Raw genomic sequence first — 18,150 nt, 5'->3', positions numbered from 1 at the left:
CTCATTTTATATCACTTAACTATATAGTTAAAATGTATATTTAGATTATATACAGTTGAACTGTATAAGTCAACGACAAAATAAAGAAAGCTGAAAAATGCACTAGCCTATAGCTATGAAAATTAGGTTTGGCAATCGCCCAAGAAATTGTCACGGCTCACGATGGGACAATCTCTGTGGAAAGCACCCCGAAAATACTACATTTGCAGTAAAGCTTCCGTCATAAGAAAATCTTAAGAAGTTCATAAGTGAAAATTCCAACCTCGCCTGCCTGATTTCGGTAAGATGAAATTGCCGAATCGGACAGGCTTTTATATTACTGAAAGGGGTTTCGGACATGAAAAGAAAAAGAATGACTCAGTTGTTTCCATTCTTACTACCGATCCGCAAGACACAAAGAAAATCATTCTTCTATGCCAAGATGTACTTTGACCGGAACCAGTATGCAAAAGCAAAGGCTCCAGAGTTTTTGCCTTTTTGCATCTATGAAACCAAGTCGAAGCTTCTCAATGAAAATACAGGCTTTGATATGAAATATCAGGAAAACAAGGTGTTTAATCTGCGCCTTGCCGCGGAGCCTGTCAATGGCCTATTGATCCGCCCTGGTGAAACATTTTCATTTTGGCGGGGTGTGAGATATGCCGAAAAAAATGAGCGGTATAAGGACGGTTTGTGCGTGGTGAATGACGAATTGGTCACGGTTCCGGGAGGCGGTTTGTGTCATCTCAGCAATTTGCTGTTTGGGCTGTTTCTGCATGCTCCCCTCACTATTGTAGAACGGCATTCTCATCAGCTTAAGGATTTTCCTTCTCCTGATGAGGATGAACCGGATGGTGTGGACGCTACAATCCACGAAGGGTGGTTGGATTTAAAGGTCAAAAACAATACCAATCTTACCTTCCAAATTGAAATATCCATCAATGGGCCTTACATATATGGCCGTATTTTTGTGGATCAGGCCAAAGGGTATAGTTACGAGGTCATTAATCGGGATAAGAGCTTTTTTAAAAAAGACGGGAAAACCTTTGAGCGGGTTTCTGTTTGTCGGCAGGTGATAGACAGCAAATCCCAACAAGTTATTTCAGAAAACTTGCTTTATACAGATGTATTTGAAATTGGATATTTGCTTCCTGAAGGAACTGCTATCACAGAAGAAAAGGAAATTTGAAAGGAGAAAGCAGCATGGATCGATTGAAAATCGCAATTATATTCGGAGGCTGTTCCGAAGAACATCCCATCTCCGTTAAATCTGCGCAAATGGTTGCTAAAGACCTTGATCTCGAAAAGTATGAACCCTTCTATATCGGGATTACGAAAAATGGGGTTTGGAAGCTTTGTCATTGCCCTGAGGCAAATTGGGAAAGTGGCAGTTGCCGCCCGGCTATACTGTCCCCGGACAGAAGCGTACACGGATTGCTTGTTCTGGAGCAGGGACAATACAAAACGATCCGTTTGGATATGGTGTTTCCCGTTCTGCATGGTAAACTTGGCGAGGATGGTGCGATGCAAGGTTTGTTGGAGCTTTCCGGCATCCCCTATGCAGGCTGCGATGTCCAAAGTTCTGCTCTGTGTATGGACAAATCCCTTGCTTATATCGTCGCTGGAAACGCGGGAATTGCTACGCCAAAGTTCCGGATTGTCGCGGCGAAGGAAAATATTGATGCCGACGGGCTTACTTATCCCGTTTTTGTAAAGCCGGCCCGTTCGGGTTCATCGTTCGGCATCAGTAAGGTATGTCGAAAAGAAGAAGTGCTGAGTGCGGTGGAAATCGCAAGACAGTATGACTCGAAGGTGTTGATTGAAGAGGCTGTTGTCGGTAGTGAGGTAGGATGTGCGATATTAGGGAAGGATGGGGATTTGATGGCAGGCGAGATAGATCAAATTTGTCTGTCTCATGGTTTTTTCAGAATCCATCAGGAGAATGAGCCTGAAAAGGGTTTCGAAAACGGGGCAGTAATCGTTCCCGCTGACATTTCGGCAGAGGCGCGCTTGCGCGTTCAGGAGACAGCAAAAGCCGTATATCGCGCCTTGGGATGCAGGGGACTTGCGCGGGTGGATCTGTTCCTGAAGGAAGATGGAAAAGTAATACTTAACGAGGTTAATACGTTGCCCGGGATGACCTCATACAGCCGTTATCCAAGAATGATGGCAGTCGCAGGGTTGCCCTTTGCCGAAGTGATCGACCGGATTGTGTCGTTGACATTGAAAGGAAAAGGACGATGAAAAATGGTTTTGTCTATGTCGACGAGTTTGTATCCGGAATACGTTGGGATGCTAAATACGCCACATGGGATAATTTTACCGGCAAACCGGTGGACGGATATGCAGCCAATCGAATTGTCGGTACGAGAGCTTTGTGCTTAAGCCTGGAAAAAGCACGAGAAAACGCCGCATCCCTGGGCTTTGGCTTGCTTCTTTGGGATGGTTATCGCCCTCAATTCGCCGTAGATTATTTTCTGCGCTGGTCAAAACAGCCGGAAGATGGCCGGACGAAACTAAAACACTATCCGAATATTGACAGATCCGAGATCGTTGAAAAAGGATATGTGTCCGCTAAGTCGGGCCACAGTCGGGGCAGCGCAATTGACTTAACGCTTTATCATTTAGTTGCCGGTACACTTGTTCCAATGGGCGGCGACTTTGATTTGATGGATTCAGTCTCACATCATGGAGCAAAAGGAATCACGCAAGTCGAAGCGAGAAACCGTCAATACCTTTGTTCGATCATGGAGGCCTCCGGTTTTATTTCATACGATTGCGAGTGGTGGCATTACACACTGAAACACGAACCTTATCCAAACACTTATTTTGATTTTCCCATCACCTAGTTGGAGCAGGCCTTAATGAGGGAAGCCGATAAGCTCGTGCAAAACGGGGTTATCCGGGAGAAGGAGGATATCTACTATCACAGCATCATCACGCAGCGCAAAGAGGAATACGAGGTCTATGAGAAGCTGACGCCGCGGGTGATGACGTCCGAGGGCGAGGTTTTATCCGGTGCATATGATACCGGCAACATCCCCAAAGGTGCTTTGGCGGGCATACCCGTTTCATCCGGAATCATTAAAGGCCGGGCCCGGGTCATTTTAAAAATGGAGGATGCCAACATAGAGGAAGGCGATTTTCTGGTCACTGTAACATTCTGGCCTAGCCAAACATCATTGCCGATCACTGTATCCCCCTTGAAAGGCAGCTCCTCTCGTGTAGGAGTAACCTTTTCCCACCCGCTTGTTCAATGCTTTGAAGTATACCCAGGAGGGGAAGATCTCCATTTATATGGAAAGGGAGGGTGCCCAAACCCTGGTGATCGCCGATACAGGGATCGGCATCGCCGGGGAAGACCACCGTGAAGAGCAGAATAGTGAGTTGGAAAATGAGAAAGGGTATGCTATAATGTAACTGTAAATATTTGTCTTTAGGAACGGAGGTGCTTATATGGAAAAACGCATACAGGACGAGCTTGAAATCATTAAGGGTATTATTATAAAAACTGTTCCGGTAGAAAAGATTTATCTTTTCGGGTCATATGCCGCCGGTGTACCGAATGCTGACTCAGACCTCGATTTGTATGTGGTGATGCAGGAAAGCGCGGATATCCGTGAAATCGACGCGACGCGCTTAATCTATAGAGCAATCCGTGACAAAAAGACCATGCCCGTGGATATCGTCGTTGGCAAGGAGAATATATTTAATAAGCGTAAAATAGCCCCTACCATTGAGAGAACAATCATGGAAGAAGGGGTTGTTTTATATGGACAATAAAACAGGAGCGCAGGAGTGGTTCAATCTTGCGGTGATGGATATGAGAAGCGCCGAATACTTAACCAACATGAAGCCTGTTCCCATCGAAATCATCTGTTATCACTGCCAGCAATCCGTCGAAAAGTATCTGAAGGGTTATCTTGTTCTAAACGGCGTCAATCCTCCGAAAACGCACGATTTAGATCAGCTGAATAAGCTTTGTTTAAAGTTTTCCGACGCCTTTGCCGACATCGCCGACCATTGCTCAGACCTGACGGCTTATGGTGTACAGCCGAGATACCCGATGGATTTGGCGCTGGAGGAAAATGATATGAATCATGCGTTAGCCGGAGTGAAAATAATACATGATTTCATACTAAACCAAACAATATGAGCGGTATGATAGATGCCATGCGGTCAAAGTAGCATGGCATTTTCTACTTCGGTGGGGGTAGAATCCCCTACCGAAGCCCCGATGTTCAGCTTTAGCTGAACGAGTTCACTAGCTATTATCAACGCTGCAGAGTGCTCCGGGATTTGCAGAAACAGATTATGTTCAGCCTGGAAGGGCTTCCTGAGGCTAAGGGATTATTGGAAAAGGAGTATCAGGAACTGATCACCGCCCTCTACCGGGATAAGATCAGGCTGGTTTTCCGGGCCGATAATGAGCGGAGGGATTTGGTGGATTATTATACCCTATGGTCCCATCAGATTCATCAGCAACTGGGATTGGAAGGATTTTGTCAAGACGGCTGAAAAGGTCATTAATGACAAGCAAAACGGGGGAACCCAGGAGATGTATGCCTTGGCCGGGATGGATGAAAAAAGACTGATTGACCACAAACTGGTTAATACGGATACAGCCCAGACTAACATTACGGACATGGCCTCCCGGGGTAAACTTGTTTTTAATTTCACTTCTCTTAGAGGGTTTTGGGACCTGCAAGTGGCCAAGGCAATTTTCAGCGAGGGTGTTCAGCTTTTAAAGCCCCCCGGAAACGTATTCTTTTCCACGGACTCCATGTATGGGATCAGCAGTAAATCATCAAATCAAGAACTGGCCTGGGAATTTTTAAAATTATTGGTTTCTGATGATATGCAGACTCAGGGAGGAATGCCGATTAATAAGAGTGTGCTTCCCCAAATTGCCCAGAATTTCACCCAGGCTATACAAAAAAATGGTGGGAAAATGAGAATTAAGGACGACGGCATTCCAGCTCAATCTATAACACTGCACCCCCCTACGCAGGAGGATGTCGATTATATGGAAAACCTGCTGAGTAAAGCGAAGGTCTACATCGGAACGGACCAGAAGATTATTTCGATTGTTCAGGAGGAAACCGCGGCCTTCCTTACAGGACAGAAGACAGCGGAAACGACTGCCCAATTGATTCAGGACAGGGTGAGCACATACTTAAATGAATAATGGCAAAAGTTTTTAAGAGACTATCGCAGAAAACTCTATCGGTTGATGGGTTTTTTAGTCGGAAATGCTGAAGCTTAAATCTTATGTTATGTACGTATTTTCGGTATATACAAATGTTGCTTAAGTTTTAAGTAAAAATATGGTATAATGAAATGAGGTGGTTTTCGGTGAGAGATTTAGAAAAACTAATTGATGAGGTTAACGGCTCCATGGCGATGGAAGGAATGCCACTTACGCAGTCTGATAAGGATAGAATCAGATATTGCGCAGGAAATGATAAATTGGTTGAGAAAACAATAGCTGAACTTGTCAAAAAACATACAGCTGCCTACGACTACGACCATGAACAACAATTATGATTACAGTTATGAATGGGACCATAAATATTGCTATCCCCATTCCAATGTGCTGATAAACAAGCTGAGGATTGAGGATGCGGAAAAACTTCGTATAGCAGAAAGAGAAATTACTTCTTTGCGAATTGCAAATGCCAAATTAAACGTTATACGAGGCGATTTTGATCTGCTTCATTTAAGAACAATCCACAAGTATATTTTCGGCGATATTTACGAATGGGCCGGCAAACTTCGATGTGTAAACGTGGCAAAAGGCAATATGTTCTGCAACTATCAGTTTATCGAACCAAATGCCCATATACTATTTCAGGAGTTAAAAAAAGAGAATTATCTTAAAGACGCTCCTCAAGATGAAGTTCCACTTCGTCTGGGTTTCTACCTTAGTGAGATTAATGCACTACACCCTTTTCGAGAAGGTAACGGCAGGGTGCAAAGACTCTTTATCGAATATCTGGCTGAAAATGCAGGCTATCGGGTAGACTTTTCTCAAGTGACCGACAAGCAGATGATTGAAGCAAGCGCTGCTTCTTTTCTGTGTGATTATGCTAAAATGAATGAGATTTTAATGGCGATAACCGAACCCTTTTCTGAATAACAAATATAAACAAGCAATCAAGCACAATGCTGTGTTTTTGGGGTGCTTTGAGCACGGACCGGGAGAGCGCTTGCTTCGCATTTAAGAGGCCAGAGATTCGAATCCTCTTATCTCCACTAAACAGCTATAAACCCGAACCCTTGATTTTGGGGGTTCGGGTTTTGTTTTATTGCCCTCATCAATACATACACCCAGGCCGTCCTCCTGTTGGGTTACCGAAGAGGAGCGGGAGAAATTTCTGGATCAAAACGATGTGGACGGCATGACGAAACAGGAGCTGCAGCAGGCCCTGAAAGACAGAGACCAGGCCAAGCAGGAGAAAGAGCTGGTCCTTCAGGAAAACGAAGTCCTCAAACAAGGACTGGAGCAGATCGACAGCACCATTACTTAATTCCTCACAGTAAATATTCCATTATTTACTTTGGTACGGATAATCTCAATACCTTGTAGTTCAAGTATTATTGTCGTAAAATCAAAGACGTTAATACTATTCGATATACCCTCTTAATTTGGTTTTTATTGGCGCAAAATTGTGGCAGGATGGACACAGAGCAATGTTATGAGGGGTATCCGCATGAGGGGAGAGGGAAGTCAGATGAAAAGGATGAAGAAAACCCTAGGGGTACTGGCTTGCATCTGCTGCGCCAGTCTGCTGTGGCTGACGGCTTGCGGGGGAAAGACCGACACAAACGGTCTGCAGACCGGAGAAAGCCCGGCCGGCATATCGGAAGGAATGAATGCTGATGCGGGAAGCGGACAAGGGGACAAAGCGGAGGCTGTTGAGGAAGGCTATATATTTAAGGACAGCGATTCAACCCGGCTGACAGAGGAAAATGTCCGTAACCTGGATTACCGTCTGCTATATCTTGCCAGAAATGAAATTTTCGCCAGACATGGCTATATCTTTAAGGATGAGGGATTGCAAAAGTATTTCGGAGCTAAAAGCTGGTATGCGAAAAATTCAGCTTTCAATAATGAAATCTCGGACATTGAAAAAGACAATGTGGAATTGATTGAAAGATATGAAACAGCACGGAAGGAACCGGCAAAAAGCCAGGGACTGCCCCTAGGGAAATATGCCCGTTTTGACCTGGATGGGGATGGGAAGCCGGAAGAAATTCAGTACAGCCTGTCGGAAGGAAGCGATTTCGACCTGACCATTAACGGTGTCGCCGTCCATGGCAGCGGTACGAATCTGGAAGAGGGTTTTTCCATTGTCGACCTGGACATTATGGACGGCGTAAAGGAAATTGCGGTCCAGGAGTATGGCCCCAGTGAAGATTATAGAACTACCTTTTATGCCTATGGGGGCGGGAAGATCATCGAGATGGGCCAGGTTCAGGGCCTGTGCGGAACTTACAGCCGCTTGCCCGGAGACGGGAAAGTGATGGCCCAGACGCGTTTTCAGATACTTCAAACATGGTTTTATGACGATGAATACCGCATCAATGAGCAGCATGTGCTGGAACACGTGGCAAAACCGCTTTATCTGTCAACCTTCAAGGAACAATACGTAACAGTCCAAAAAGCGCTGACCCTCTACGCGGCTCCGGGCAGTCAAGAGGTGGCGGTTCGTGTGGTACCCGGAGATAAATTGCTGCTGGTGGGCAGTGATGACAAGGAATGGTGTTATGCAACGACCGCGAACGGCGTAAAAGGATGGTTTTCTGTCGAAGGATTCCAACAGGTACGGGAACTGGGTATTCCGGCCGATGAGGTTTTCGACGGGCTAAACTTTGCAGACTAAGGTCATAATCAAACTAAAATATCAAAAATGGTGGATCGCCAATCCACCATTTTTTGTGTTCAAATATTATATAGAAAGTATTATTCTCAAGGCACATAGAGACGGTAGTTCTCCTGCAAAGAAAACATAAAGAGGATAAACAATAAATTCTGGTTATTCTTACAACGCGTATAAATGGGGTAGCCACAATTTGGCGTTTTATGACTTGCCGAGTCATGGCTATTTCCGCTTTTAAATCTACGGATTCCTTTGCAAATACAGTTTTTATTGTAATTTGAAGTCTGAGAATTTTTTCTCGTACTTATCGATAAGCGGGTAAAAAATGGCGGTTGTCATCATGCTTAGATAGGCAGTGATAAATCCAAAACTGAGTATTGAGAGGAGTCCCCCTAAGTTTAATGCGATCGGATGCGTTGCCAGGAAGACAGCTAAACCACACCAAAATCCTTGACAAAAGGGACAACTCAGGAGCTTCTTGAAGACATATCCTTTGGTTTTAAGGGTGTTTCTTATCCTTTTAAAAAGGACGAAATCAAAAAGGAAAAAGCGAAGACTTAAAACCAGCAAAAGGTCATAAAGCATGGTTACTCACCATTAACGTTTGCGCAGCGTTCTAAAAGGATTTTGAACTGGTCCGTCGTTAGGGATACTTTTCCTCCTAAGTCATCCGTAATAATGACCTGATTCGTATCGGTGTTGATTTCTACGGTGGGGCAGCAGCCCTGTTGGCAGAGGGTTAACTTGAACGAATCTTTCATGTGTCCCGCTCCTTTGCTAAAATGTTCCTTATAGTTTATTAACACCGGAAAGATTTCGTGACAAGGATCAGTACAACCACCGCTAAGCCAAGAGGAGCCATGTCAGCTTTGTTAGTTTTAGCGTGAAATACCAATGACTTTTCTATCCGAGCTTCGCATTCTTCATAGCCAATTATCCGAAGTTAGGCACAAAAAAATCAAGCTTGAGGTAGAGCTGGAAAAAAATTGACGTTCTGGAAGAAGGTGAGCAGGCTTTGAGGGATGTGGCCCAATTCTATCATACGGACCTGGATGATATCTACCGGAAGCAGCGGGAGAGTCAGGAGGGTGTTCAGGCTGTTGCCGGTATGGCAAGTATTGAAGATTTTGCCGACATCGACACTAAGACGATGCAGAAGCAGGAAAGCCATGGAAAGGTTGTGGAGAAGGCCCGCAAAGATGAGACAACTGCAGATGCCCTGGAGGTGAAAAGTTTAAACTATTGACACCATTTATGATTTGAAAACGTCTTTTCAGGACTGTTCCACCGGCTTAGGGGTACTTTTGGGGAGAGTTCTCATCTCAAATAGGATAACTGTAACTGTAATCAGAACAGACAAAGTATCTGCAATTGGAGCTGTTCTCCATACTCCCTCGATTCCCCATAAGCGAGGAAGGATGATCAGGAGCGGGATGAACAACAAGACCTGGCGGGAAAGACTCAGCAGAGTGGATTGTACAGGTTTGCCCACGGCTTGAAAGTAACTGGAACAGAGAATTTGGATACCTATGAGGGGGAGAAGGGCAAAGAAGGTAAGCATCGCATGGACAGTAAGCTCGGTAAGAGGCAGATCCCCCTTGCTGAAAAGCCCCACAATTTGATTAGGCCAGATCCAAATAACGATAAAGCCGACAGCGGCCATAATGGTACTGACAAACACCGATTTCTTTAAAGTTTCTTTAACCCGGTCATATTGTTTTGCTCCGTAGTTGAAGCCGATTAAAGGCTGAGCGCCCTGGCTGATACCAACAATAGGCATGAATATTAATGTAGCAATACTCATGATAATCCCAACAGCAGAAAGGGCCAGGTCTCCGCCATAGGACATCAGAGTTTTGTTCAAAATCATTTGTTGAACGCTGTTGGCGATCTGCATGGCAAAGGGAGCAAATCCGATTGAAAGAATTCCCAGAACAATAGGCATTTGCGGCTTGAGATTCCTTAAATAGATTTTAATCGTACTGCGGCCTGAAAGAAAATAACCAAGAACGAAAAGCGCGGATACAGTTTGACCGCATATCGAAGCTAAAGCAGAGCCTTTAATACCTAAACCGAGTTTAAAGATAAATATGTAGTTTAAGATCGTATTGATTACTGCACCAATGATCTGAGTCAGCATAGCATAGCGGGGGTTTCCTTCGGCCCGAATGAAGTTGTTCATACCAAAGGCAATCGATCCGGAGACTGAACCCAACATAATGATATGAGTAAAATCACGGGCATAGGGCAAAACTGCTTCACTGGCTCCGAACAGCTTCAATACGGGGTCGGTAAAAGCCAGATAAATTGCTGCCAGCAAGAGCGGAAGTAAAATAAGCAAGACAGTGGCATTGCCGACGATCTTTTCTGCTTCTTCTTTCCTCTGTTCGCCAAGGCGGATAGAAATCAGGGCTGTAGCTCCGATGGCAATCAACATGGACGTTGCCATCATGATGATCATAATGGGAAAGGCCACCGTTGTGGCGGCAATCCCGACAGATCCCACACCTCGACCGACAAATATCCGGTCGACAACATTATATAGGGCATTGACCAGCATTGCGATAATCGCCGGCAGGGAAAATTTCCAAAGAAGTTTACTGATCTTTTCGTCACGCATTTCTAAATTCTTATCCATATGTAGCTCCTCTAAAATTATTTTATAAAGATTTGCCGATTTCTCTATGCCTAAAATCACATTGAGCTTTTAGGCATAAGTATCTATGATTTGATCCATTTCCGCTTCCCTGGGAACATTGATCGAGTCCAACGGTAATAATTGCATTGTTGCAATTAAGGCAAGAGATTGATAGTTAGAATGCTCACCTTTTGAATAAATTATTGTATCTGAAAAGTGACCTAGAATCAACTGCAATTGTGATTTTTGGCATTAAGTCTCTCGATTATTGCCGTGTTTATTTTGGTGGTACTGCTTGCCTTCATTCCGATGAATAAACAAAAAAACGGCTCAATTGCCTTGGGGGTAAGGTGGTTTGAGCAAAACTTTGTCACTGCAACAACGGATGAATTAAACAACCGTTCCAGCTCCAATTACGATTCCAATGGTAATCTGCTGGATTCTACCGATGCCAGCAGCAGGAAATGGAAGCTTTCCCTGTACTCGTCAGAATGTTTCCGCAGGCAGGGCATACATAGAATTGAGTTTTATCAATCTTATCCATCTTGTTCACCTCGGTTTTATTGTATAGGCTGTATATCGTGGATACAATCCACGTTCCGTAGAGTCTACGCCGAGGAAGAAGAAGCAAAGGGCAGGGTCATGAACTTTCATGGTTTCGGAGGCCTGGTAAATAAAGAGCAACCACTGTCTATGCTGCATCATTTGCAAAGGCAGTGGTTGCTCATATATAGTCCGTTTACAGTTGATAGCGATAATCCGGTAACTTCATGCATGGCAAGCCGGTAGGGTTCTAATTATCCTTTTATTACTGTCAAAAGCATTTTAAAACGCTTTCGGGCCTCTAATCCGTGCGGTATACCTGAAGGCATAATAACTGTCTCACCGGCTTTGACAATTATCAGATCATTTCCAATCATAATTTCGGCTTCTCCATCTAGAACTTGAACAATTGCGTCTCCTGAAGTGGTATGAGTGCTGATGCCTTCTCCTTCATCTAGTGAAAACAATGTTACATTTGCTGTGGGGATCTGAGCAAGAGTCTTACTAACCACCTGCCCTGGTTGGTAGGTTATTAACTCTTCTAACTTGAGTGCTTTTGAAAACTCAATATTTTTTACTATATTAACCAATTTAAATTCCTCCTTAAATTCTTGTACTGTTATTTCTAGTTTAGTATTACCTAAAAAAATTATCCGTGATTGAAATCACTTTTTGTTGCACACCGGCAACTATTGTCTTTGGTCTGGCCATTAGCTTTCTTTCGACCCTTGCAAAAAACACAGGCGCACAAATTACAGCTGTCGATATGCTGCCGCAGTTTTTAGAAAAGCTTATGAAAAAAGCCATGGAGAATAACCTTATAGACCGTATTACAGCCAAAGAAATGCTAATGGATAATTTAACCTTTGCTGAAAATTCTTTGTAAGAACCGATATTGGACAAACCCCGACAATCAGCACCGCGGCGTTTTTGGCGCTGTGGTTTTGGGTGGTGCACCGGGAGTTGAGATTTAGAAAAGATACAGTAAAAAGCGCCGCAAGCCAGCTGGCCGCCTGCCGTAAGAAACACATGCAGACAGTCGGATTTGCAAAATGGATCGCTCAACAAATGGCCTTGTATTGCAAATTTTTACAGGTAAAGAACAAAAATCAGACTGATTGGCATTAGTTGACTAATTAGAAGTTTAATCAATTTGAAATTGCTATAGAATAACAAAGGGAGGGTTTTACTACCCTCCCTATACATGTATGAGCTGTTTTAAATCGTAAATAACTGTTTTCGTTTGCTTATAAAAGGATGAGGATGTATCTATCCTTCCTCACTTTAATTATAACATATAAAAAATTGTAAAGGCAGACTATTTGTTCTGATTTGCTGCTGCTATAATGCATAGTACGTTAATGAGATTTGTCGCCAGGGGTATTATAGAAAGGATGTCAGCAAAATTATTAAAGAAGGAATTGCCAAAGGAGGCAAACATATGAACTCTTATGTGCTCAGGTTTAAGGATATTGACAAAACAAAACTCAATGTTGTTGGGGGTAAAGGCGCAAACCTGGGTGAACTTTTCGGGACTCCCGGAATATGCGTACCGGATGGCTTTTGTATTTCTACTGAAGCCTTCCAAAGAACACTCTCGGAAACACCGTCGATTAATGAATTACTGGATCAGTTATCCCTTCTGAAGGTAGAAGACCGGGAAAAAATCGCTGAGCTTAGCGGTGAGATTCGCTTACATCTCGAAGAGACAGCCATCCCCGAAGATATTGCGGAAGAGATCACCCGCTCCCTCACAAGGCTGGGTGAAAAAAACGCTTATGCAGTACGATCCAGTGCCACGGCAGAGGATTTGCCGACGGCCTCCTTTGCAGGTCAGCAGGATACGTATCTGAACGTTATTGGAAAGGAAGCAATCCTAAAACATATCAGCAAGTGCTGGGCATCGCTGTATACCGAACGAGCAGTAACTTACCGTATTCAAAACGGCTTTGACCACCGTAAAGTCCTACTTTCTGTGGTTGTCCAAAAGATGGTTTTCCCTAAAGTATCAGGAATTCTATTTACTGCCGATCCTGTCACGGGCAATCGAAAGGTGTTATCTATTGACGCCGGCTTCGGGCTTGGCGAGGCCTTGGTCTCCGGATTGGTGAATGCCGATATCTACAAAGTGCAAAGCGGCAAGGTGACCGATAAGAAGATATCCGCCAAGAGATTAGCTGTGTATGCCTTGAAAGACGGTGGTACGAAAGAACAGGAAATCCCGCCTGAGCAGCAGAAAAGGCAAGCGCTGACAGATGAACAGATTTTGCAACTCGAGCGCATAGGTAGAAAGGTTGAAGAACATTTCGGTTGTCCCCAGGACATCGAATGGTGTTTGGCTGAGGATACCTTCTTTATTGTCCAAAGTCGGCCGATTACAACTTTATACCCCATCCCCGAAGCGAATGATCAAGAAAACCACGTTTATTTATCTGTTGGCCATCAACAAATGATGACCAACCCCTTGAAACCATTGGGAATGTCTTTAATGCAGTTAATATCTAATGGTCGCTGGTTTAAAGCTGGTGGAAGGTTGTTTGTTGATGTGGCACCAATGCTGGCTTCACCGGACGGCAGAAAAACCTTATTAAATAACATGAAACAACTCGAACCGCTCACAAAAGACGCAATTATGACCATCATAGAGCGAGATTTTATAAAATATTTACCAAATGATGGGGAAAATAAGAGTTCTGGTAATAGCGATAAAGTTAAGCCGCCTGCAGATCCTCAAGCACAAATCGAAAACAATCCGTTAATCGTTTCTGATTTGATTAGAAAAAGTCAAACCTCCATAGAAGAGTTGAAACAAAACATTCAAGGGAAATCAGGAACAAATTTAATTGATTTTATACTAGAAGATATCCAGGAGTTAAAGAGGATCTTGTTTGACCCACAAAGTTCAGCTGTATTTACGGCCGCCATAAATGCTTCACTTTGGATCAATGAAAAAATGAATGAGTGGTTGGGTGAGAAGAACCCAGCAGACATACTTTCTCAATCTGTACCAAACAATATTACTTCGGAAATGGGTCTGGCGTTAATGGATGTGGCAGATGTGATTCGTCCTTACCGGTCAGTAATTGATTATTTGCAAAATGTACAAGACGATAATTCTTTGGAAAAATTAGTAAAGTTAGATGGCGGACAAGTTGCCCGAGATGCAATCCTGTCTTATCTTGACAAATACGGAATGCGATGCAGCGGAGAAATTGATATTACTAAACCGCGTTTTAGCGAAAATCCAACAGCACTTGTACCTATGATTCTCAGTAACATCAAAAATTTTGAGCCTAAGGCCAGCAGTCGGAAATTTGAGCAAGGGCGACGTGTTGCTTCGAAAAAAGAAAAAGAGTTATTAGAGAGATTGAACAAGCTGCCGGATGGTGAAGAAAAAGTCAAAGAAACAAAGAAAATGATTGACCTAATCCGAAATTTCATTGGCTATCGTGAATATCCAAAATACGGCATGGTTAGCCGCTACTTTGTTTATAAACAGGCTTTATTAAAAGAAGCCGAGCGACTCGTACAGACAAATGTTATCCATGAAAAAGAAGATATATATTACCTCACTTTTGCAGAACTTCGCGAAGTCATAGCCACAAATAAATTGGATTTTAATATCATCTGCAAGCGAAAAGAAGAGTACAAATTATTTGAAAAACTAACTCCTCCCCGTGTTATCACCTCTGAGGGTGAAATAATTACAGGTGAGTACAAACGAGAAAATCTTCCGGTGGGCGCTATGGCAGGTCTGCCTGTTTCATCAGGAGTTATAGAGGGAAGAGCCCGGGTCATCTTAAACATGGCAGATGCAAATTTAGAAGATGGAGATATTTTAATCACCGCCTTTACTGACCCCAGCTGGACACCATTGTTTGTCTCCATAAAAGGCTTAGTTACCGAAGTTGGCGGACTGATGACCCATGGAGCAGTTATCGCACGTGAATATGGCTTACCGGCAGTTGTCGGAGTAGAAAATGCCACCAGACTGATCAAAGATGGGCAGCGAATTCGCGTGCATGGAACGGATGGGTATGTAGAAATCCTATAATGAGGAAGATGTTCAATCTCTGAAACTGGTCAAAGGAAACATGAGAAAGAGGCACCTTTGTACAAACGCTTTGAAGATTATTGACACGATGAACATTTCTAAAACGTTTATTACAGATGAAATTAATAAAAAGAGGTTAATCTTGGATTTCCGGTGAGCAGATAAAAAACGGGTGTATTTTCTAACGAAGATACCCTGTTTTTTTATACCCGTGGCATATGAGGATGCTATCCTCATATGCCATCGCCAAAGAGAACCGATTCTTTGAAAACGATTTTTCATATTCTCATAGACAATGCGGTTCCTGTGCAAAACAGTATATACCAAGTAATGTTCATGTAATTAAAATGAAATGATTACACATATTACCTAGGAGATATTTTAGTTCCTCAAAAATAACGGCTTGACGACCTAACTATTCTTCGATACTATATACCAGTAGTAAGCGATACTGAATACAAGTAACACAAAATAGCAAGGAGAGATTACGCTGGAAAACCTTACGGAAATGCTGAAAGGTGTGCTGGAGGGCTGTATCCTTGAAATCATCAGCCACGAGGAAATCTATGGTTACGAGATCACGCGGCGGCTGAACGCTCTTGGATTTTCGGATGTTGTGGATGGGACAGTATATACCATCCTGGTGCGGCTTGAGAAAAACAAGTTGGTGGAAATTACGAAAAAGCCATCCGATATGGGGCCGCCGCGAAAGTTTTTCGCGCTAAATGATGCAGGGCGCAAGGAACTACGAAAGTTCTGGGAAAAATGGGAGTTCGTATCATCAAAAATTAACGAGTTAAAGGAGGAAATATAATGAATTTTTGGGAAAAAGTTACAGGCAGCGACATGACTAAAGAATTGAAGGTCTTTGAATCGCGTGCTAAAAAATTGCCGGCTGATTATCAAGAGGCATGGGAAAAAATTAATGCCAATCTTTGGCCGCACTCAGATTTCGCCGGTCGCAACCTCATGCCAATTCTTGACGGTGTGCTTGGCATGCTCGAAGCAACGGCGGCGGACGGTCAGAGTGTTGAGGAGGTTTTAGGTGACGATATCAAAGGCTTCTGTTCAGTGCTGGCCGGCGAAGAAGGGGCAAAGTCTTATCGCGACAAGTGGCGCGAGCAACTTAGGCATAATATCACTAAAAAATTAGGTAAATAGGAGGATAAAATGAGAATACAAGATATCATCGAAGGCAAAAAAGAGTGGCGAGCCCACGTGGCGCGTGTCAAAGCGCTCCCGCAAGATTATCAAATTGTTTATAAAGAAATTCAAAAATATCTCTTTAAGGTGGGTCCTGTTGAGCTAACCGACGGGATGGGTTTGCTCTCGGGGATTATCGACCTTTTTGAAGAGGGCGCGGCGCTGGGGAAAGGCATTCTCGAAGTGACGGGCAGAGACGTAGCGGCTTTCTGCGACGATCTAATCAAAGATTCAAAAACTTACGCTGACATCTATGAAAAATCTGTTGACCAAGAAGTTAACGAGGCCATGAAAAAGGTTACTAATAAAATAAAGTAAAAGGTCTGAAAAAGTTACAAGAAGCTTCATGTTCTAAAGGGTGTAGATTTTGAGGTGGAGAAAGGCAGTGATAAAATTTTCACATTGGCGCTATAGCCCCCTCAGGGCCAAATGGTGCATCGATGCAACATTTGAACTACAATTTATAGAGCACAAAGAGATGCCGACAGCGGCATCTCTTTTGGTATCCGTAAGCCAAGGTTATGGCAGGGCATTTTCCAGTTTTGCTATACCGAACCTACTCAGCACAGTTCAGGCTTTGCAGAAACCTGAAGAAATCTGAAAACATATGAATGCCAAGGATGTTGTAAAAAGTTCTGATAAATTGCAGGGTTTAAGAACTTATCCGAAGAAGGATAATTATGAATAATTAAACATTGATTCAAACTGGGGCTATTTTAGAATTTAACAGGGATTCTAGACTTACGATTGGGGGAACCTTTAATGGGCTATGAAAGTACAGAGAGCGAGAATCTAAGAATTCTTATGAATGAACTTCGAGCTGTGCTTGACTGAGTGTGACAATATTGAATTCATCCGCAAGAATGTGCCAAAATGGAATTTCATAACTATTAACGGTTATAATTTCCGGGAATTTGGGACCTCCGGCGTCACTGAGATGGCTGTAGCATCAACTCACGGGATGGCCATCTTGGATGAAATGATTCGTCGCGGTTACGAAGTGGATTGGGCAGCTGAGAGATTAGCCTTCTTCTGGTCCGGAGGGATGGATATCTTCGAGGAGGTCTCCAGACTACGGGCCATGAGGAGACTTTGGTACAGAATCCTTAAGTATAAGTATAATGCTAAGAAGGATCGGTCAACCTGGATGAGATGTCATCTCCAAACTTCCGGTATAAGCTTAGTCAGGGAAGAACCCTATAACAATGCTATTCGCTCGGCTTTTGAGGCGCTGGCTGCTGTTCTTGGCGGGGTCCAGTCTTTGCATGTCGATTCCTATGACGAGGCAATTTCGGTTCCTTCTGAGGAAGCATCCCTGCTTTCTTTACGGACACAACAAATTATTGAACATGAAACAGGAGTTACCGCTGTTGTTGATCCATTGGGAGGTTCTTACTACGTAGAGGCTTTGACCAATCAGATGGAAGAGAAAATCTTAGCAGAGATCACAGAGATTGAGAACCAAGGGGGCTATGTGGAAGCTATTGCCAACGGCTATCTCAGCCGGAAAATCTACAATTATATGTATAAAGAACAAATGCGAATTGAAAAAGGTGAAATTAAAATTGTCGGTCATAATTACCAAAAAAGTGGTGAAGGAGAAGGTTTTGAAGCCTTCCATTATCCTGAGGAATGTGAGGCCAGACAATTACAACGCCTTGAGGATCACAGAAAGTACCGAGGTTGAAAAAGCCCTTAATGAATTAAGGATAGCTTGCAGAGAGGGTAAGAACGTCATGGAATATACTGTGAATTGTGCTCGAGCAGGTTGTACGGTGGGTGAACAATGGAAGATTTTTAAAGAAGTTTTTGGCCTTTGGAAACGGCCGGGTGTATTTTAAAGGAAAGGG

At 43.4% G+C, this 18,150-nt stretch carries 20 protein-coding genes and 5 pseudogenes; 20 read left to right on the top strand and 5 right to left on the bottom strand.

The features are described 5' to 3' along the window. Positions 1-337: 337 nt before the first annotated feature. From vanW to vanX, 3 genes are read left to right on the top strand one after another with little or no spacing between them, the layout of a single operon-like run. Positions 338-1,168 carry a glycopeptide resistance accessory protein VanW gene (gene vanW, locus BUB11_RS09210; RefSeq protein ID WP_073029474.1) on the top strand — a complete coding sequence of 277 codons (831 nt, stop codon included), beginning with the start codon at positions 338-340 and terminating at the stop codon, positions 1,166-1,168. A gap of 14 nt (positions 1,169-1,182) precedes the next feature. Then, positions 1,183-2,223 carry a D-alanine--(R)-lactate ligase VanI gene (gene vanI, locus BUB11_RS09205; protein WP_073029473.1) on the top strand — a complete coding sequence of 347 codons (1,041 nt, stop codon included), beginning with the start codon at positions 1,183-1,185 and terminating at the stop codon, positions 2,221-2,223. Then, positions 2,220-2,828 carry a D-Ala-D-Ala dipeptidase VanX gene (gene vanX, locus BUB11_RS09200; protein ID WP_073029472.1) on the top strand — a complete coding sequence of 203 codons (609 nt, stop codon included), beginning with the start codon at positions 2,220-2,222 and terminating at the stop codon, positions 2,826-2,828. Before vanI ends, vanX begins: the two co-directional genes overlap by 4 nt. A gap of 302 nt (positions 2,829-3,130) precedes the next feature. Here vanX and BUB11_RS26975 read toward each other — a convergent pair. Continuing rightward, positions 3,131-3,229, bottom strand: a pseudogene (locus tag BUB11_RS26975) (acetyltransferase); the annotation flags it as partial. Here BUB11_RS26975 and BUB11_RS28225 point away from each other — a divergent pair. From BUB11_RS28225 to BUB11_RS09155, 9 genes and pseudogenes are all read left to right on the top strand, one after another. Beyond that, a pseudogene (locus BUB11_RS28225) lies at positions 3,229-3,342 on the top strand (sensor histidine kinase); the annotation flags it as partial. The pseudogenes BUB11_RS26975 and BUB11_RS28225 overlap by 1 nt on opposite strands. A 93-nt stretch (positions 3,343-3,435) precedes the next feature. After that, a complete protein-coding gene (locus tag BUB11_RS09190; RefSeq protein WP_073029470.1) occupies positions 3,436-3,762 on the top strand; it encodes a nucleotidyltransferase domain-containing protein in 327 nt (108 codons plus the stop codon). After that, positions 3,752-4,135 (top strand): HEPN domain-containing protein, encoded by a 384-nt coding sequence (locus BUB11_RS09185; protein ID WP_073029469.1) that lies wholly within the window; start codon positions 3,752-3,754, stop codon positions 4,133-4,135. Before BUB11_RS09190 ends, BUB11_RS09185 begins: the two co-directional genes overlap by 11 nt. Positions 4,136-4,278: 143 nt before the next feature. Beyond that, positions 4,279-4,497, top strand: coding sequence for a hypothetical protein (locus BUB11_RS09180; protein ID WP_242947505.1), 219 nt, complete (start codon positions 4,279-4,281; stop codon positions 4,495-4,497). After that, the gene (locus tag BUB11_RS09175; protein WP_242947504.1) at positions 4,406-5,167 is read left to right on the top strand and encodes a type 2 periplasmic-binding domain-containing protein; all 762 of its coding nucleotides are present in this window, start codon (positions 4,406-4,408) and stop codon (positions 5,165-5,167) included. The genes BUB11_RS09180 and BUB11_RS09175 overlap by 92 nt, the downstream gene beginning before the upstream one ends. A gap of 167 nt (positions 5,168-5,334) precedes the next feature. Next, a complete protein-coding gene (locus tag BUB11_RS09170) occupies positions 5,335-5,526 on the top strand; it encodes a hypothetical protein (protein ID WP_073029468.1) in 192 nt (63 codons plus the stop codon). Then, positions 5,510-6,118, top strand: a complete 609-nt coding sequence (locus tag BUB11_RS09165; RefSeq protein ID WP_073029467.1) for a Fic/DOC family protein — start codon at positions 5,510-5,512, stop codon at positions 6,116-6,118. Before BUB11_RS09170 ends, BUB11_RS09165 begins: the two co-directional genes overlap by 17 nt. 183 nt (positions 6,119-6,301) lie before the next feature. After that, a pseudogene (locus tag BUB11_RS26965) lies at positions 6,302-6,506 on the top strand (DUF3102 domain-containing protein); the annotation flags it as partial. Positions 6,507-6,650: 144 nt separating this feature from the next. After that, positions 6,651-7,865, top strand: coding sequence for a YARHG domain-containing protein (locus BUB11_RS09155; protein ID WP_143187590.1), 1,215 nt, complete (start codon positions 6,651-6,653; stop codon positions 7,863-7,865). A 584-nt stretch (positions 7,866-8,449) separates the two neighbouring features. Here the strand turns inward: BUB11_RS09155 and BUB11_RS27515 are convergent. Continuing rightward, on the bottom strand, positions 8,450-8,623 hold the full coding sequence (locus BUB11_RS27515) for a hypothetical protein (protein ID WP_159436918.1): 174 nt from the start codon (positions 8,621-8,623) through the stop codon (positions 8,450-8,452). Between the two features lie 254 nt (positions 8,624-8,877). Here BUB11_RS27515 and BUB11_RS09145 point away from each other — a divergent pair, with 254 nt between their 5' ends. Beyond that, positions 8,878-9,108, top strand: coding sequence for a hypothetical protein (locus tag BUB11_RS09145; protein ID WP_073029464.1), 231 nt, complete (start codon positions 8,878-8,880; stop codon positions 9,106-9,108). A 27-nt stretch (positions 9,109-9,135) separates the two neighbouring features. Here BUB11_RS09145 and BUB11_RS09140 read toward each other — a convergent pair whose 3' ends face one another. The 3 genes and pseudogenes from BUB11_RS09140 to BUB11_RS09130 all read right to left on the bottom strand — a co-directional run bounded on the left by BUB11_RS09140 (position 9,136) and on the right by BUB11_RS09130 (position 11,633). Next, on the bottom strand, positions 9,136-10,500 hold the full coding sequence (locus BUB11_RS09140) for an MATE family efflux transporter (RefSeq protein ID WP_073029463.1): 1,365 nt from the start codon (positions 10,498-10,500) through the stop codon (positions 9,136-9,138). Between the two features lie 454 nt (positions 10,501-10,954). After that, positions 10,955-11,041 (bottom strand): annotated as a pseudogene (locus tag BUB11_RS28220) (XRE family transcriptional regulator); the annotation flags it as partial. A 256-nt stretch (positions 11,042-11,297) separates the two neighbouring features. Further along, the gene (locus BUB11_RS09130) at positions 11,298-11,633 is read right to left on the bottom strand and encodes a cupin domain-containing protein (protein ID WP_073029461.1); all 336 of its coding nucleotides are present in this window, start codon (positions 11,631-11,633) and stop codon (positions 11,298-11,300) included. A gap of 65 nt (positions 11,634-11,698) precedes the next feature. Between BUB11_RS09130 and BUB11_RS09125 the strand changes: the two genes are divergently transcribed. The 7 genes and pseudogenes from BUB11_RS09125 (at position 11,699) to BUB11_RS09095 (ending at position 18,141) form a co-directional block, all read left to right on the top strand. After that, the gene (locus tag BUB11_RS09125; RefSeq protein WP_073029460.1) at positions 11,699-11,929 is read left to right on the top strand and encodes a class I SAM-dependent methyltransferase; all 231 of its coding nucleotides are present in this window, start codon (positions 11,699-11,701) and stop codon (positions 11,927-11,929) included. 555 nt (positions 11,930-12,484) lie between these two features. After that, complete coding sequence (ppsA, locus tag BUB11_RS09120) at positions 12,485-15,097, top strand: phosphoenolpyruvate synthase (RefSeq protein ID WP_073029459.1); 2,613 nt, start codon at positions 12,485-12,487, stop codon at positions 15,095-15,097. A 490-nt stretch (positions 15,098-15,587) separates the two neighbouring features. Further along, positions 15,588-15,911 carry a PadR family transcriptional regulator gene (locus BUB11_RS09115; RefSeq protein ID WP_073029458.1) on the top strand — a complete coding sequence of 108 codons (324 nt, stop codon included), beginning with the start codon at positions 15,588-15,590 and terminating at the stop codon, positions 15,909-15,911. Further along, a complete protein-coding gene (locus BUB11_RS09110) occupies positions 15,911-16,258 on the top strand; it encodes a DUF1048 domain-containing protein (RefSeq protein ID WP_073029457.1) in 348 nt (115 codons plus the stop codon). Before BUB11_RS09115 ends, BUB11_RS09110 begins: the two co-directional genes overlap by 1 nt. 9 nt (positions 16,259-16,267) lie before the next feature. After that, positions 16,268-16,618 (top strand): DUF1048 domain-containing protein, encoded by a 351-nt coding sequence (locus tag BUB11_RS09105; RefSeq protein ID WP_073029456.1) that lies wholly within the window; start codon positions 16,268-16,270, stop codon positions 16,616-16,618. A gap of 67 nt (positions 16,619-16,685) precedes the next feature. Continuing rightward, positions 16,686-16,901: a hypothetical protein gene (locus BUB11_RS09100; protein WP_073029455.1), complete on the top strand. Its 216-nt coding sequence runs from the start codon at positions 16,686-16,688 to the stop codon at positions 16,899-16,901. Between the two features lie 207 nt (positions 16,902-17,108). Then, positions 17,109-18,141: pseudogene (locus BUB11_RS09095) on the top strand (acyl-CoA mutase large subunit family protein). Positions 18,142-18,150 lie beyond the last annotated feature (9 nt).

The sequence above is a fragment of the Desulfosporosinus lacus DSM 15449 genome, from assembly GCF_900129935.1.
In the GTDB taxonomy this organism is placed as follows: Bacteria; Bacillota; Desulfitobacteriia; order Desulfitobacteriales; family Desulfitobacteriaceae; genus Desulfosporosinus; species Desulfosporosinus lacus.
Note: the sequence above shows the minus strand (reverse complement) of the source record. Positions and strands in the feature narration are given on the sequence as shown.

Coding starts and splice junctions, on each gene's coding strand:
- vanW (WP_073029474.1), top strand. CDS start 338: ATGAAAAGAAAAAGAATGACTCAGTTGTTTCCATTCTTACTACCGATC.
- vanI (WP_073029473.1), top strand. CDS start 1,183: ATGGATCGATTGAAAATCGCAATTATATTCGGAGGCTGTTCCGAAGAA.
- vanX (WP_073029472.1), top strand. CDS start 2,220: ATGAAAAATGGTTTTGTCTATGTCGACGAGTTTGTATCCGGAATACGT.
- BUB11_RS09190 (WP_073029470.1), top strand. CDS start 3,436: ATGGAAAAACGCATACAGGACGAGCTTGAAATCATTAAGGGTATTATT.
- BUB11_RS09185 (WP_073029469.1), top strand. CDS start 3,752: ATGGACAATAAAACAGGAGCGCAGGAGTGGTTCAATCTTGCGGTGATG.
- BUB11_RS09175 (WP_242947504.1), top strand. CDS start 4,406: ATGAGCGGAGGGATTTGGTGGATTATTATACCCTATGGTCCCATCAGA.
- BUB11_RS09165 (WP_073029467.1), top strand. CDS start 5,510: ATGAACAACAATTATGATTACAGTTATGAATGGGACCATAAATATTGC.
- BUB11_RS27515 (WP_159436918.1), bottom strand. CDS start 8,623: ATGAAAGATTCGTTCAAGTTAACCCTCTGCCAACAGGGCTGCTGCCCC.
- BUB11_RS09140 (WP_073029463.1), bottom strand. CDS start 10,500: ATGGATAAGAATTTAGAAATGCGTGACGAAAAGATCAGTAAACTTCTT.
- ppsA (WP_073029459.1), top strand. CDS start 12,485: ATGAACTCTTATGTGCTCAGGTTTAAGGATATTGACAAAACAAAACTC.
- BUB11_RS09110 (WP_073029457.1), top strand. CDS start 15,911: ATGAATTTTTGGGAAAAAGTTACAGGCAGCGACATGACTAAAGAATTG.
- BUB11_RS09105 (WP_073029456.1), top strand. CDS start 16,268: ATGAGAATACAAGATATCATCGAAGGCAAAAAAGAGTGGCGAGCCCAC.